Here is a 13601-nt window from a genome sequence, read left to right as displayed (position 1 = left end):
GTGTGAAAGTAGGACATCGTCAGGCTATTAATAAGGCCAACCCCCGTCTCCTCCCAAGGTGACGGGGGTTTCGCTTTTGGGGGATTCGAATTGCGGGTTGAAAATTCGGGGGATTTTGAAGCCGCCGGCAGCTATCGGACCGCCGAGCTCAGGCCGCTCTCAACTCCCGACGCAGTATTTTCCCGACGTTGGACTTGGGCAAATCGTCGCGAAACTCGACGTACTTCGGGCGCTTGTAGGCCGTGAAGTTCTCACGGCAATACGCCACAAGATCGTCCTCCGTCAGCGTCGAATCGCGCCTGACCACGAACAGCTTCACCGCCTCGCCAGACTTCGCGTCCGCCACACCCACCGCAGCACACTCCAGCACCGCGGGATGCTGGCTCACCACCTGCTCGATCTCGGTCGGGTAAACGTTGAAGCCGGACACCAGAATCATGTCCTTCTTCCGGTCGACGATTCGCACATAGCCTCGCTCGTCCATCACACCGATGTCGCCTGAGCGGAAGAATCCATCGTCCGTCATCACCAGGCGCGTTTCGTCCGGGCGATTCCAGTACCCCGCCATCACCTGTGGCCCGCGGATGCAGATCTCGCCGGACTCCCCCAACGGCACCGGATCACCCGCATCATTGCGGATCGCGATTTCCGTCGACGACACCGGCAACCCGATCGATCCGGTGAACGCTGGTTCGTCGAAGCGGTTGATCGTCGCGACGGGCGAGGTCTCTGACAACCCATAGCCCTCGACGATCGGACAGCCGGTCACGCGCTGCCACTGCTCTGCCGTCGCGCGCTGAACCGCCATGCCGCCGCCATTGGAGATCACCAAATCGGTGAAATCCAGCCGCCTGAAATCCGCATCGTTCGCCAGCGCATTGAACAGCGTGTTCACTGCCGGGAACATGTTGAAGCGCTGCCGTTTCAGCACCTTCACGAAGCCCGGAATGTCGCGCGGATTCGGAATCAGCACGTTGAGCATCCCGAGCCGCGCTCCGAGCATGTAGCAGGCCGTCAGCGCGAAGATGTGATACAGCGGCAGCGCGCACACCGTGACGATCTGCCGATCGCCCACCTTGTCGAGCATCGGCTGGAACCACGCCTGCGCTTGCAGGATGTTCGCGACGACGTTGCGGTGCAGCAGCACGGCACCCTTCGAGAGGCCCGTCGTCCCGCCGGTGTACTGCAGGAAGGCAACGTCGTCCGGGCCCAGGTCGACATGCCGCAGCGACAGCCGCGTGCCCTCGGCCACCGCCATGTTGAAGCGCGTGACCGAGCCGCCGGCCGGCGCGCGGAGATCGAACTCCGGCACCATCTTGCGCACATGCCGAACGACGAAATTCACCAGCTGACCCTTCGCGAAGCCCAGCAGGTCGCCCATCGATGCCAGCACCACATGCCGGATCGGCGTGCGGTCGAGCACCTGCACCAGCGTCTGCGCGAAGTTCTCGAGCACGATGATCGCCTCGGCACCCGAATCGCTCAGCTGGTGCTCCAGCTCGCGCGCGGTGTACAACGGGTTGACGTTCACCACCGTGCAGCCTGCGCGCAGCACCGCGGCGATCGCTACCGGGTACTGCAGCACGTTCGGCATCATCAGCGCGACACGCGCGCCGCTCGCCAGCCCGCGGGCCTGCAGCCACGCCCCCAGCGACGCGGACATCTCGTCGATGTCGCGAAAGCTCAATCGCCGCTCCATGCACACCGCCGCATCGCGCGAGGCATGCTGTCGAAACGACTCGTCGAGCAACGCGACCAGGGACCGGTAGGGCGACGTGTCGATCTCCGCCGGAACGCCAGGCGGATAGTGGTCGAGCCAAGGTCGTTGCATCGGTGCGGCGCTCGTGGGAATAAGGGTCCCATGGTGCGTGCCGCCCACGCGGCGCGGCTACGGTAGTTGTCCTAACGCAGCCGCGTGTGCCGTTGTCCCCTGTGTGACAGCGTCGGTCGCGAAGAGCGACTGCATCAACGACAACTCCCTCGAGCGAACGGTCTTCAAGAACTCCGAGGCGCCGCCCATCGCATGGAAGGTGTCGAAGCCCGACTCCAGGAACGATTGCAAGGACGACAGCCCCGCGGCGCGCGCCGGCACGCGCATCATGCGCAAGCTCCGGCGCAGCAGCAGCCGCCGCGTCAGCTGGTCGAGCGATTCGCCGATCTTCACGGTCAGCGCGACCTGACGCTCACGATCCGCCTGTCGCCCGCAGGCCTGCCAGGCCGCCAGGTATTCCGCTGCGTCCACCGGCGCGCGCGCCACGGCCGCACCCATGCCGCTGTCCAGCGATTCCGACAGGGCATGCAACGCCGCCAGCGATTCCACCGTCGTCAACACATCGCTCGGAAAGAGCCGCGTCAATGCCGGCACGACCCGCGCGAACTGCGCATCGCGCTCGGCGAAGTCCCGCGGGCCGTACAGCTCGTCAAGAAAAAATTGCGCTACGCCGCGATAGCGAGGCGACGCGAGCAGGTCCGCATAGGTGTGCGCGAACCGCCGCTGCTGATAGGCCTTCACGGCCGTCACGCGGGCCTGCAGCGAGCGGTCGCCCGCCCGGCGAACGCGTTCGGACTCCACCGCCGACAGGTGCTGAAGGATGTTGTCGCTCGTCGCGGCCATGGCAGAAGCTCGTTGCTCGTTGCGGGTTTACCAGAGGCCGGGCTAGTTCCGTGCCTCTACGGCGGCTGCGGCGAATGATGCAACACTGCGCGCGCATCCCACCAACCCCATGCAAAGACGCAAGCTCCTCCAGGTCGGCGCGGCCGCCTCGCTCACGCTGATGGCGGTCGGCGGCGGCCTCGTGCTGATGCGACCCGGCACGCCGGCCGACGAGTTGAACGCCGACAGCCGCGCGCTGTTCGCCGCGGTCGCACAGGCGGTGCTCGACGGCGTGCTGCCATCGGGGGCGGCACGCTCCGCTGCCGTCGCGGCGCACCTGGAACGGGTCCGGCAAACCATCCACGGCTTCGCACCCGCCGTGCAGAACGAGCTCGCGCAGCTGCTGGGCATCCTGTGCACCGCGCCGGGCCGTCGCCTGCTCGCCGGGCTGGCCGAGCCATGGGAGACCGCCACCGTCGCCGAGGTGCAGCAGTCGCTGCAGAACATGCGCAACTCGCGCCTCGCCACCCGCCAGCAGGTCTATCACGCGCTGCGCGACATCACCAACGGCGCCTACTTCTCGGACCCCACCGCGTGGCCGGCGATCGGCTACCCAGGACCCCGCGAACTCTGATGAGCCATATCGACGACCCGATCCAGCAAGGACTGCAGCGCGGCTGGCGCGTGCTCGGCGGCCCGCACGGCCCGACGCCGACCACCCTGAGCTGCGACGTCGCGATCGTCGGCAGCGGGGCCGGCGCCGGCATCACGGCCGAACTGCTGACGAAGGCCGGCCTGCAGGTCGTGATCGTCGAAGAAGGCCCGCTGAAGAGCAGCCGCGATTTCCGCCAGCGCGAGAGCGAGGCCTACCCGAGCCTCTACCAGGAGAGTGCCGCGCGCAAGACCGCCGACAAGGCGATCAACATCCTGCAGGGCCGCTGCGTCGGCGGCTCGACGACGGTGAACTGGACCAGCTCGTTCCGCACGCCGGTCGATACGCTGGCGCACTGGCAGTCGCAGTTCGGCCTCGCCGAGATGACAGCGGCCGCGATGACCCCGTGGTTCGAGCAGGCCGAACGCCGCCTCAGCATCGGTCCATGGCTCGCGGCGCCGAACCAGAACAACGAGCTGCTGCGCACCGGCGCCGCCAAGCTCGGCATTCCGGCCGCCGCGATCCAGCGCAACGTGAAGGGCTGCTGGAACCTCGGCTCCTGCGGCATGGGCTGCCCGACGAACGCGAAACAGTCGATGCTGGTGACGACCCTGCCGGCCGCGCTCGACGGCGGCGCCACGCTGCTGGTGCAGATGCGCGCCGAGCGCCTCGAGTCGCGCGACGGCGTCGTCCGGGCGCTGCACTGCGTGCCGGTCTCCGACAACAGCGCGGCGACCGGCGCTGCCGGCGTGCGCATCACCGCGAAGCACTACGTCGTCGCCGGCGGCGCGATCAACTCGCCGGCGCTGCTGCTGCGCTCCGGCGCACCGGACCCGCACGGCCTGGTCGGCAAGCGCACCTTCCTGCACCCGGTCGTGATCTCGGCCGCGAGCTTCGCCGATCCGGTGAACGGCTGGGACGGCGCACCGCAGACCCTCTACACCGACCACTTCCTGCAGACGCAGCCGCTGACCGGCCCGATCGGCTACAAGCTCGAAGCGCCGCCGCTGCACCCGGTGATCTTCGCGTCGACGCTGGCCGGCTACGGCCGCGCACAGGCCGAGATGCTGGCCGAGTTCCCGCGCACGCACAGCCTGCTGGCGCTGATGCGCGACGGCTTCCATCCGCAGTCGCCCGGCGGCGCGGTCGCGTTGCGCGGCGACGGTTCGCCGGTGCTCGACTACCCATTGAACGACTTCGTGATGGACGGTGCGCGCCGAGCCTTCCTCAGCATGGCCGAGATCCAGTTCGCCGCCGGAGCGCGCAGCGTCGTGCCGGTGCACGAGCGTGCCGGGCCGACCACGTCGTGGGCCGAGGCGCGCCGGCAGATCGAAGCGCTGGCCATGAAGCCGCTGCTGACGCGCGTCGTCAGCGCCCATGTGATGGGCGGTTGCCCGATGGCCGGCAGCGAAGCGCAAGGCGTGGTGCGCCCCGACGGCACGCACTGGCAGCTGGCGAACCTGTCGGTGCACGACGGCTCGCTGTTCCCGACCAGCATCGGCGCGAACCCGCAGCTGTCGGTCTACGGCCTCGCGACGATGCTCGCGACGCGCCTCGCCAAGCGCCTGACCGGCGCCGAAGTTACGCTGGCGTGAAGATTCGGTCCGCCGCGGGGGTGGGCACCCCTGCGCTAGCATCGTCCGCATGCTCGCGCGACTGCAACGCTTCATCACCCTCGGCCTGCTGCTCACCGCACTGTCGTGGGCCGCGTGGTTCATCCACATCGACCGCCCGTTGTGGGCCGGCGCCGGTGCGGCGCTGATCGTCTTCGGCTACGCGCTCTTCCTCGGCCTCGAGTTCGTGTGCCTGTACTTCGTGCATGGCGACGACCCGGCGCCGCGCGCGACGGTGCTGCAGCTGTTGCATGCCTGGATCGGCGAGGTGCTGACGGCACCACAAGTGTTCTGCTGGCGGCAGCCGTTCCGCTCGACGAGCGTGCGCGACCACGTGCCTGAGCACGCACCCGACCGGTCCACCGATCGCGGCGTCGTGCTGGTCCACGGCTTCGTCTGCAACCGCGGGCTGTGGAACCCATGGATGCAACGGCTGATGGCGCGCGGCACTCCCTTCATCGCGGTCAACCTCGAACCGGTGTTCGGCTCGATCGACCACTATGCCGACATCATCGAGCAGGCCGCTGCCCGGCTCGAGGCCGCGACCGGCCGCGCGCCGGTGCTGGTCGGCCACAGCATGGGCGGCCTCGCGATCCGCGCGTGGGCCGCGGCGCACGGCGGCGAGGCGCGTGCGCACCGCATCATCACGATCGGCAGCCCGCACCGCGGCACCTGGCTCGGGCGCTTCTCGACGACGGCCAACGGGCATCAGATGCGCCTCGCGAGCCCGTGGCAGCGGGCGCTCGGCACCCGCGAATCGGCCACGCTGCCGGGCCGCTTCATCTGCTTCTACAGCCACTGCGACAACATCGTGTTCCCGGCCAGCACCGCGACGCTGCCGGGCGCCGACAACCGGCATGTGCCCGGAGTCGCACACGTCGACCTGGTCAACCAGCCGGTGGTGTTCGATGCGCTGCTGGCCACGCTGTGATCACGGGCCCAGCACGCGGTCGCCGGGCAGCGTCGCCTCGGCCGCCACTTCGTCGCGCTGCGACACCGCTTCGTAGATCGGCGTGAAGTCGGGTGCGGTCGCGCGGAACAGCTGCTCGAACGAATCGATCACGAAGTAGGTGGCCTGGTAGGTGTCGATCTTGTAGCGCGTGCGCATGATGCGCTCCAGGTCGAAGCCCAGGCGCTGCGGCTGCGCGCTGGTCACGCTGTGGCGCAGCTCGCCGGCCGACGACAGGATGCCGGCGCCATATGCGCGCAGGCCGGCCGGCGTCGCGATCAGTCCGAACTCCACCGTGTACCAGTAGAGCCGCGCGAGGTACTCGCACGACTGCAGCCGGCTCGCCTTCATTCCGCCGGCGCCATAGGCCTGCATGTAGTCGGCGAACATCGGGTTGAACAGCAGCGGCACATGGCCGAACAGGTCGTGGAAGACATCGGGCTCGACGACGTAGTCGAACTCCTCCGGCTTGCGGATCCAGCCGGTGACCGGAAAGCGCCGCGCGGCCAGCAGCGCGAAGAACGCCTCTTCGGGAATCAGTCCCGGCACCGCCACCACCTCCCAGCCGGTCGCGCGGCGCAGCCGCTGCGACAGCGCATCGAAGCGCGGGATCTGCGTCGGCGTGCCGAGCTGGTCGACCGCGTCGATGAACTCCTCGCAGGCCAGGCCCGGCAGTTGCGCGGCCTGGCGCTCGTACAGCCGCTGGTACAGCGCATGGTCCTCGGGCGTGTAGCGGTCCCAGTCCTGTTCGCAGGTGTAGTCGGCGCGCGCCGACGCATAGTCGCCGCGCGGCGGGCGATCGCCCTGTCCGTAGGTGGCTGGCGCGACGCCGCTGTTCACGCCCTTGGCCACGCCGTCGACGTTCAGCGCAGCCATTTGTCGGCCGTCCGCTGGTACTCGCCGCTCGCCTTGGCCAGGTGCAGCCACTGGTCGACGAAACCCTTCATCACCATGTCGTTGCGCGGCAGCATCCAGGCCATCTCGCCATACTGCAGCGGGCGATCGGGATTGACTGCGCACAACCCGGGCCGCAGCTTCTGCTGCACCAGCGTCTCGGCGGCCTCGGTGACGAACACATCGGCGCGCCTGGCGAGCAGCTCGTCGAAGATCGTCAGGTTGTCGGCATGGATCGTCAGCGTCGCGGTCTTGAAATTGGCGCGGGCGAAGCGCTCGTTGCTGCCGCCCGGGTTCGCGATCGCGCGCACGCCGGCCTTGTCGATGTCGGCCACGCTCTGGTACTTCGACACGTCCTCGCAGCGCACCAGCGGCGTCTTGCCGTTGACCATGTAGGCGGTGCTGAAGAACACCCGCTTCTGGCGCTCGGTGCTGACCGAGATGCCGCCGATCGCGACATCGCACTTGCCCGCACCGAAGTCCGGCAGCAGGTTGGCCCAGCTCGTCTTCACCAGCTCGAGCTTGACGCCGATCGCCGCGGCCAGCGATTGCGCCAGGTCGACGTCCAACCCTTCGAAGCCGCCGTCGGCGCGCTGGAAGCTGAACGGCTTGTAGTCGCCCGGCGTGCAGGCGCGCAGCACGCCGGCCTTCATCACCGCATCGAGCGACGAATCCTGCGCCGACGCGCCGACGGCCAGCGCCGCGAGCGCGAGGCCGATGAACGAACGCGCGCGCTTCATGCGGCCGCCTCGGGTTCGGCCTTCAGCACGCCACGGCGCACCTGGTCGAGTTCGATGCTCTCGAACAGCGCGCGGAAGTTGCCTTCGCCGAAGCCCTGGTCGCCCTTGCGCTGGATGATCTCGAAGAAGATCGGCCCGATCACCGTCTGCGTGAAGATCTGCAGCAGCAGCTCGTTCGGCGCGCCCTGGTGCGTCGCGCCGTCGATCAGGATGCGCAGGCGCTTCAGCTCGTCGAGGCGCTCGCCGTGCTGCGGCAGCCGCTTGTCGACCAGGTCGTAGTAGGTTGCGATGGTGTCCTGGAACACGACGCCCTGGGTCTTCATGCCGTCGACCGTGGCGTAGATGTCGTCGGTGCCGAGCGCGATGTGCTGGATGCCTTCGCCGTGGTACAGGTCCAGGTACTCGGCGATCTGGCTCTTGTCGTCCGAACTCTCGTTGATCGGGATGCGGATCTTGCCGCACGGGCTCGTCATCGCCTTGCTCTTCAGCCCGGTGAGCTTGCCCTCGATGTCGAAGTAGCGCACCTCGCGGAAGTTGAACAGGCGCTCGTAGAAGTCGGCCCATTCCTTCATGCGGCCGCGGTGCACGTTGTGGGTCAGGTGGTCGATGTAGGTCAGGCCGTTGCCGACCGGCGACGCATTCGCGCCGGGGATCGGCACGAAGTCGACGTCGTAGATGCTGATGTTGCCGATCGCGCCGGCGGCCGCGCCGTCCTTGCCGTGCCAGCGGTCGACGAAGTAGATCAGCGAGTCGCCGATGCCCTTGATCGCCGGGATGTTCAGCTCCATCGGGCCGGTCTGGTTGTCGAAGCCCCAGGCGCCGAGCTCCAGCGCGCGGGCGTAAGCCTGGGCGGCGTCCTTCACGCGGAAGGCCATCGCGCAGACGCTCGGGCCGTGGTGGCGCGCAAAGCGCTGCGCGAACGAATTCGGCTCGGCGTTGATGATGAAGTTGACGTCGCCCTGGCGGTACAGCGTGACGTTCTTGTGGCGGTGCCGCGCGATCGCGGTGAAGCCCATCGATTCGAACAGCCGGCCGAGCGCGACAGGGTCCGGCGCCGCGTACTCGACGAATTCGAACCCGTCGGTGCCCATCGGGTTGTCCCAGGGGGTGAACTGCATGGCGCGCTCCTGCAAAGTGGAAAGTTGCCTGCACTGTAGAGTCGTCCGGTTGCAGGAATCATGCAAGTTCTGTCCCGCGATGGGCGCGCTTCGCAGGAAAGCTGCAAAATTGTCGGCATGGAAACGGAAATCCAGCTGGATGCGATCGATCGGCGCATTCTTCGCGCGCTGCAGGCCGACGGCCGGATCACGTACGACGTGCTGGCCGTGCAGGTCAGCCTGTCGCCATCGGCCACGCTGCGGCGGGTCAAGCGGCTCGAGGAATCGGGCGTGATCGCCGGCTACGTCGCGCTGGTGCCGCCCGAGCGCGTCGGGCTCGGTCTCACCGCTTACCTGAACGTGCGGCTGGAGAAGCACTCCGAGGTGCACAAGCGCAACCCGATGGACCTGTTCCGCGCGGCGGTGCAGACCTGGCCCGAGGTGGTCGAGTGCGTCGCGCTGACCGGCGAGATGGACTACCTGCTGCGCGTCGTCGTGCAGGACATGGCGCACTACTCGCGCTTCGTGATGGAGACGCTGCTGAAGCACCCGAGCGTCGAGGACTGCAAGACCAGCTTCGTGATGGACCGGGTGAAGAACACCACGGCCGTGCCGCTGTAGTCAGTGGTCGAGGTCCCGCAGCATCGCCTGCGTCGCGGCGGTCGACAGGTTCAGCAGCTGTGCGATGTCGGCCACGTCGTCGGGGATCGCGGCGTTGTCCCAGCCGTGCGCGGTGTGCCGCGCGAGGCGGATCGCCAGCACGACGTTCTGCACCGTCGGGTGCTCGGCATGCCGGTCGTCGGAGATGCGGATCAGCAGCTCCGGCAGCGTCCACGCCTTCATCAGCGCCTGCTGCAGGTCGAACAGCTCGACGTTCAGCGTGCTCTGCTGGATGGCATTCGAGCGCAGCGTCGGGTCGGCGGCCTGCGCGCGCTGGATCGTCAGCGCCAGGTCGGGCGCATGCGCCCACAGCAGCATCTCGGCGAAGTCGTGCAGCAGCGCGGCTTCATGGATCAGCGCGGCATCGTGGTCCTGGCGGTGGATCGCGAAGGCCAGCGCGAAACGCGATGCGCGGTGCGCGCGCCGCAGCACGTCATTCAACCCGGCGAGGGCGTCGGGCCGGTCGGCCAGCCAGTCTTCGACCGTCGGCTGCACGCCGAACGCGCCGAAGAACGGCGAGATGCCCATCAGCACGACGGCAGCGGTGACGGTCTCGACATCGGTGACGAGCCGCGCCGGCCGGTGCGTCGCGGCATAGGCCAGCACCTTCAGCGTCATCAGCGGGTCGTCGGCGACCATCTCGCCGATGAGGTTCGCGTCGACGTCGTCTTCGTTCGAGCGCATCGCCTCCAGCGCATCTGCGGTGTTGGCCAGCACCGGGATCTCGCAGCCGAGGAAGTGCCGCACCCAGGCCGCCATGTCGGGCAGGGCGGTGGAAAGCGGCTGGAAGCCGCCGGCGCGCGGTGCGTTCTCGATGCTCACGTCACGGTGTCGGGAAAGTGTTACGGCAAGTATCGACCTCTTTGCGCCGCACTTGAGCAAAACCTCACGGCGCTCAGCGCCCGCCGAGCTTCGTCTTCACGTCCATGCCGACCTTCTTGTTGACGAACTGCAGCGTCGCGACCTTGGCCAGGTCGACCTCGCCCGGCTTGTACAGGCCGGCCTTCACCATCTGCGCGTAGAAGTCCTGGATGCGCTCCGCGCTCATCGCGCCGATGCCATTGCGCAGCGCCTCGCCCGAGTCGACGATGCCCTGCTGCTTCATCAGCGCGACCGACGCCTCGATCTCCGCCTCGGTCATCTCCGGGTTCTCCTTGATCATCATCGCGTTGGCCGCCTTGCGGTCGCCGTACAGGTAGTTGACCCAGCCGAGGATGGACGCGTCGACGAAGCGCTGCACCAGCTGCGGCTTGTCCCGGACGGTGTCGGTGCGCGCCTCGATCACCGTCGAATAGGTGCTGAAGCCATGGTCGGCCAGCAGGTGCACCACCGGCTTGAACTTGCCCTGGTTCTCGACGTAGATCGGCTCGGCCACGGAGTAGCCCTGCTGGATCGCTTTCGGGTTCGCGAGGAAGGGGCCGAGGTTGTAGTTGTAGGGCTTGAGCACCTCGTCCTTGAAGCCGTGCGTGACCTTCAGCCACTGCCACCAGCTGAACTGGCCGTCTTTCGCGATCAGCGCGAGCGGCGCCGTCTTCAGCTTCTCGAACGATTCATAGCCCTGCCCCGGGTGCGCGATCAGCGCCTGCGGGTCTTTCTGGAACATCGCGGCGACGACCACCGTCGGCACGCTATTCTTCACGTTGTCGAAGCTGTGCAGCAGGTTGCCGGTCATCAGGAAATCGATGCGGCCGGCCGGCAGCAGCGGGCGGTTGTTGACCTGCGGGCCGCCCTGCACCAGCGTCACGTCGAGCCCGAACTTCTTGTAGGTGCCGTCGGCCACTGCCTGGTAGAAGCCGCCGTGCGCGGCCTGCGCCTTCCAGTTGGTCGCGAAGCTGACCTTGTCTTGTGCGAAGGCGGCTGCGGCCGTCAAGGTCAACGCCAGTGCGGCGAGGCGGATCGTGTTCTTCATGGTCTCTCCTTGGATGGATCAATTCTCGGTGGCGTGCCAGCGGCCCAGCAGCAGGCGCGACACGGCATTGAAGCCGGCGAAGATCAGCACGCCGGTCAGCACCAGCAGGCTCAGCGCGGCGAACATCTTCGGCGTCTCGGTGCGGAAGCTCGCCTCCAGGATGCGCGAGGCGAGACCGGTCTCGCGGCCGGCGGCACCGGCCACCATCTCGGCCGTCACCGCGCCGATCAGGCTCAGGCCGCCGGAGATCTTCAGGCCGGCGACGAAATACGGCAATGCCGACGGCACCAGCAGCAGGCGCAGCCGCTGCCACGGCGTCGCGCGGTACAGCCGGAACAGCTCGCGCAGGTTCAGGTCGGCCGCGCGCAGCCCGACCACGGTGTTCGACAGGATCGGGAAGAACGCGACGATCCAGGCGCACAGCAGCAGCGCGGCGGTCGTGCTTTCGACGTAGATCAGGATCAGCGGCGCGACCGCGACGATCGGGGTCACCTGCAGCACCACCGCGACCGGAAAGAACGCCTCCTCGACCGGCCGCCACAGCGCGAACACCGCGGCGACCAGCACGCCGCCGGCGCAGGCCAGCAGCAGCGCGCCGAAGGTGATCTTCACGGTGAACCACCAGCTGCCGGCCAGCGACCCGAAGTTGCCGGCCAGCGTCTGCAGCACCAGGCTGGGCGCCGGCAGCGTGTAGTGCGGGATGTGGGCCAGGCGCACCAGTGCCTCCCACGCGGCCAGCAATGCGAGCAGGACGACGGCCGGGGCGATGCGGCGGCGCCAGGCCGGCTTCATGCGGTTGCCGCGTGCGCGGCCTCCAGCGAGCGCGAGACGGCGCGGCATTGCGCGACGTAGTCGTCGCTGTCGCGGAACCCGGCATCGTGCCGTGCCGGCCGGCGGACCTGGAACTCGGCGACGATGCGGCCGGGCCGGGCGCCCATCACCAGCACGCGTTGGCTCAGCGCCACCGCCTCCAGCACGCTGTGCGTGACGAACAGCACCGCCATCGGGCGCGCCTGCCAGGCGTCGAGCAGGTCGGCGTTCAGCCGCTGGCGGGTGATCTCGTCGAGCGCGGCGAACGGCTCGTCCATCAGCAGCAGGCGCGGCTGCGTGACCAGCGCGCGGGCGATCGATGCGCGCATCTTCATGCCGCCGGACAGCTCGCCGGGGAAGGCGTTCGCGAAGGCCTCGAGCCCCATGCGCTGCAGCAGCGGCATCACGCGCGCGGCGGCATTGCGCCGCGAGACGCCGGCCAGCCGCAGCGGCAGCCAGGCGTTGTCGAACACGCTGGCCCACGGCATCAGCGTCGGTTCCTGGAACACGAAGGCGGTGTCGCTCGCCGCATCGGCCCGCAGCGCCGGCGCCAGCACCTTGCCGGCACTCGCGCGATCGAGCCCGGCGACCAGCCGCAGCACCGTGCTCTTGCCGCAACCGGACGGGCCGAGCAGCGAGACGAATTCGCCCGGCTGCACGGCCAGCGACACCGACTGCAGGGCCTGCACGCCGTTGGCGAATCGCTTGTCGACCTGCTGCAGCGAGATCAGGGCATCGGAGGCATCTGACATAGGGTTGGCAGTGTGCCGCAGAACCCGTTCGCGTTAGGCTCCAGGGTCTGCTGCGGAGCTGCCGATGAATCACCTCGCCCTGCCTTCAGGAACCTCTGTGCCGACCCTGGGCCTGGGCACCTGGCGCATGGGCGAATCGGCCGCATCGCGGCGGGCCGAGGTGGCAGCGATCCGCCTGGCGATCGACCTTGGCTACCGGCTCTTCGACACCGCCGAGATGTACGGCGAGGGCGGCGCCGAAGAGGTGCTCGGTCAGGCCGTCGCCGAGGCGCTGCGTGCCGGCGCGGTGCGGCGCGACGAGTTGTTCATCGTCAGCAAGGTCTATCCGCACAATGCAAGCCGCACCGGCACCGCGGCCGCCTGCGAGCGCAGCCTGCAGCGGCTGATGCTCGACCACGTCGACCTCTACCTGCTGCACTGGCCCGGCTCGCACCCGCTGCACGACACGGTCGAGGCTTTCGAGCGCCTGCGGGCCCGAGGGCGCATCCGCGAGTGGGGTGTCAGCAACTTCGACGCAGACGACATGGCCGAGCTGTGGGGGTTGGATGGCGGCACGGCCTGCGCCACCAACCAGGTGTATTACTCGCTGGCCGAGCGTGGCGTCGAATTCGACCTGCTGCCGCGCCAGCGCGACCGGAAGGTCCCGCTGATGGCCTACAGCCCGCTTGCGCAAGGCGAACTGGCCGCGCACCCGGGCTTGCTGTCGCTCGCCGAATCCATCGGCGTGACGCCGACCCAGCTTGCGCTCGCGTGGGTGCTGCACCAGCCCGGCGTGATCGCGATTCCGAAGGCGGTGCGCGAGGCCCATCTGCGCGAGAACCTGGCCGCCGCCACCCTGAAGCTCGGCGCGGCCGAGCTCGCCGCGCTCGACCGGCTGTTCCCACCGCCGCAGCGCAAGACCTCGCTCGCGATGGTGTGAGGTCGGTATCCGG

At 68.4% G+C, this 13601-nt stretch carries 14 protein-coding genes; 5 read left to right on the top strand and 9 right to left on the bottom strand.

What is annotated here, in order from left to right; translation table 11 throughout:
* Nucleotides 1-148: 148 nt before the first annotated feature.
* Both FHT26_RS15605 and FHT26_RS15600 read right to left on the bottom strand, forming a co-directional pair.
* A complete protein-coding gene (locus tag FHT26_RS15605) occupies nt 149-1831 on the bottom strand; it encodes a long-chain-fatty-acid--CoA ligase (protein ID WP_168561008.1) in 1683 nt (560 codons plus the stop codon).
* A 57-nt stretch (nt 1832-1888) separates the two neighbouring features.
* The gene (locus FHT26_RS15600) at nt 1889-2614 is read right to left on the bottom strand and encodes a DUF8198 family protein (RefSeq protein ID WP_210427410.1); all 726 of its coding nucleotides are present in this window, start codon (nt 2612-2614) and stop codon (nt 1889-1891) included.
* 109 nt (nt 2615-2723) lie between these two features.
* Between FHT26_RS15600 and FHT26_RS15595 the strand changes: the two genes are divergently transcribed.
* Genes FHT26_RS15595 through FHT26_RS15585 form a run of 3 tightly spaced genes read left to right on the top strand, consistent with a single transcriptional unit; the run spans nt 2724 to nt 5789 of the window.
* Nucleotides 2724-3227 carry a hypothetical protein gene (locus FHT26_RS15595; RefSeq protein ID WP_168561007.1) on the top strand — a complete coding sequence of 168 codons (504 nt, stop codon included), beginning with the start codon at nt 2724-2726 and terminating at the stop codon, nt 3225-3227.
* Nucleotides 3227-4840: a GMC family oxidoreductase gene (locus FHT26_RS15590; RefSeq protein ID WP_168561006.1), complete on the top strand. Its 1614-nt coding sequence runs from the start codon at nt 3227-3229 to the stop codon at nt 4838-4840. Before FHT26_RS15595 ends, FHT26_RS15590 begins: the two co-directional genes overlap by 1 nt.
* 49 nt (nt 4841-4889) lie before the next feature.
* On the top strand, nt 4890-5789 hold the full coding sequence (locus FHT26_RS15585; RefSeq protein WP_168561005.1) for an esterase/lipase family protein: 900 nt from the start codon (nt 4890-4892) through the stop codon (nt 5787-5789).
* Here FHT26_RS15585 and phhA read toward each other — a convergent pair whose 3' ends face one another.
* The 3 genes from phhA to hppD are packed head-to-tail and all read right to left on the bottom strand — an operon-like array spanning nt 5790 to nt 8559.
* Nucleotides 5790-6683 carry a phenylalanine 4-monooxygenase gene (phhA, locus tag FHT26_RS15580; protein ID WP_168561004.1) on the bottom strand — a complete coding sequence of 298 codons (894 nt, stop codon included), beginning with the start codon at nt 6681-6683 and terminating at the stop codon, nt 5790-5792.
* Entirely contained in the window at nt 6671-7441 is a 771-nt protein-coding gene (locus tag FHT26_RS15575) for a transporter substrate-binding domain-containing protein (protein ID WP_168561003.1), read from the bottom strand. The genes phhA and FHT26_RS15575 overlap by 13 nt, the downstream gene beginning before the upstream one ends.
* Nucleotides 7438-8559: a 4-hydroxyphenylpyruvate dioxygenase gene (hppD, locus tag FHT26_RS15570; protein ID WP_056810605.1), complete on the bottom strand. Its 1122-nt coding sequence runs from the start codon at nt 8557-8559 to the stop codon at nt 7438-7440. The genes FHT26_RS15575 and hppD overlap by 4 nt, the downstream gene beginning before the upstream one ends.
* A 117-nt stretch (nt 8560-8676) precedes the next feature.
* Between hppD and FHT26_RS15565 the strand changes: the two genes are divergently transcribed.
* A complete protein-coding gene (locus tag FHT26_RS15565) occupies nt 8677-9159 on the top strand; it encodes an Lrp/AsnC family transcriptional regulator (protein ID WP_168561002.1) in 483 nt (160 codons plus the stop codon).
* Here the strand turns inward: FHT26_RS15565 and FHT26_RS15560 are convergent, their stop codons facing one another.
* From FHT26_RS15560 to FHT26_RS15545, 4 genes are all read right to left on the bottom strand, one after another.
* Entirely contained in the window at nt 9160-10020 is an 861-nt protein-coding gene (locus tag FHT26_RS15560) for an HDOD domain-containing protein (RefSeq protein WP_349238158.1), read from the bottom strand.
* A 73-nt stretch (nt 10021-10093) separates the two neighbouring features.
* On the bottom strand, nt 10094-11107 hold the full coding sequence (locus FHT26_RS15555) for an ABC transporter substrate-binding protein (RefSeq protein WP_168561001.1): 1014 nt from the start codon (nt 11105-11107) through the stop codon (nt 10094-10096).
* Between the two features lie 18 nt (nt 11108-11125).
* Nucleotides 11126-11899 carry an ABC transporter permease gene (locus FHT26_RS15550; protein WP_246867893.1) on the bottom strand — a complete coding sequence of 258 codons (774 nt, stop codon included), beginning with the start codon at nt 11897-11899 and terminating at the stop codon, nt 11126-11128.
* Nucleotides 11896-12669 carry an ABC transporter ATP-binding protein gene (locus FHT26_RS15545; RefSeq protein WP_168560999.1) on the bottom strand — a complete coding sequence of 258 codons (774 nt, stop codon included), beginning with the start codon at nt 12667-12669 and terminating at the stop codon, nt 11896-11898. The genes FHT26_RS15550 and FHT26_RS15545 overlap by 4 nt, the downstream gene beginning before the upstream one ends.
* 64 nt (nt 12670-12733) lie before the next feature.
* On the opposite strand from FHT26_RS15545, the gene FHT26_RS15540 reads away from it, so the two are divergent.
* On the top strand, nt 12734-13588 hold the full coding sequence (locus FHT26_RS15540; RefSeq protein WP_168560998.1) for an aldo/keto reductase: 855 nt from the start codon (nt 12734-12736) through the stop codon (nt 13586-13588).
* Nucleotides 13589-13601: the final 13 nt, after the last annotated feature.

The organism is Rhizobacter sp. SG703, assembly GCF_012275445.1.
Classification (GTDB): domain Bacteria; phylum Pseudomonadota; class Gammaproteobacteria; order Burkholderiales; family Burkholderiaceae_C; genus Rhizobacter.
The sequence above is the reverse complement of the archived record's forward strand: the minus strand, read 5'-3'. Positions and strand labels throughout refer to the sequence as shown.

Coding starts and splice junctions, on each gene's coding strand:
- FHT26_RS15585 (WP_168561005.1), top strand. CDS start 4,890: ATGCTCGCGCGACTGCAACGCTTCATCACCCTCGGCCTGCTGCTCACC.
- FHT26_RS15555 (WP_168561001.1), bottom strand. CDS start 11,107: ATGAAGAACACGATCCGCCTCGCCGCACTGGCGTTGACCTTGACGGCC.
- FHT26_RS15540 (WP_168560998.1), top strand. CDS start 12,734: ATGAATCACCTCGCCCTGCCTTCAGGAACCTCTGTGCCGACCCTGGGC.
- phhA (WP_168561004.1), bottom strand. CDS start 6,683: ATGGCTGCGCTGAACGTCGACGGCGTGGCCAAGGGCGTGAACAGCGGC.
- FHT26_RS15590 (WP_168561006.1), top strand. CDS start 3,227: ATGAGCCATATCGACGACCCGATCCAGCAAGGACTGCAGCGCGGCTGG.
- FHT26_RS15595 (WP_168561007.1), top strand. CDS start 2,724: ATGCAAAGACGCAAGCTCCTCCAGGTCGGCGCGGCCGCCTCGCTCACG.
- FHT26_RS15565 (WP_168561002.1), top strand. CDS start 8,677: ATGGAAACGGAAATCCAGCTGGATGCGATCGATCGGCGCATTCTTCGC.
- FHT26_RS15575 (WP_168561003.1), bottom strand. CDS start 7,441: ATGAAGCGCGCGCGTTCGTTCATCGGCCTCGCGCTCGCGGCGCTGGCC.
- hppD (WP_056810605.1), bottom strand. CDS start 8,559: ATGCAGTTCACCCCCTGGGACAACCCGATGGGCACCGACGGGTTCGAA.
- FHT26_RS15600 (WP_210427410.1), bottom strand. CDS start 2,614: ATGGCCGCGACGAGCGACAACATCCTTCAGCACCTGTCGGCGGTGGAG.
- FHT26_RS15550 (WP_246867893.1), bottom strand. CDS start 11,899: ATGAAGCCGGCCTGGCGCCGCCGCATCGCCCCGGCCGTCGTCCTGCTC.
- FHT26_RS15545 (WP_168560999.1), bottom strand. CDS start 12,669: ATGTCAGATGCCTCCGATGCCCTGATCTCGCTGCAGCAGGTCGACAAG.
- FHT26_RS15605 (WP_168561008.1), bottom strand. CDS start 1,831: ATGCAACGACCTTGGCTCGACCACTATCCGCCTGGCGTTCCGGCGGAG.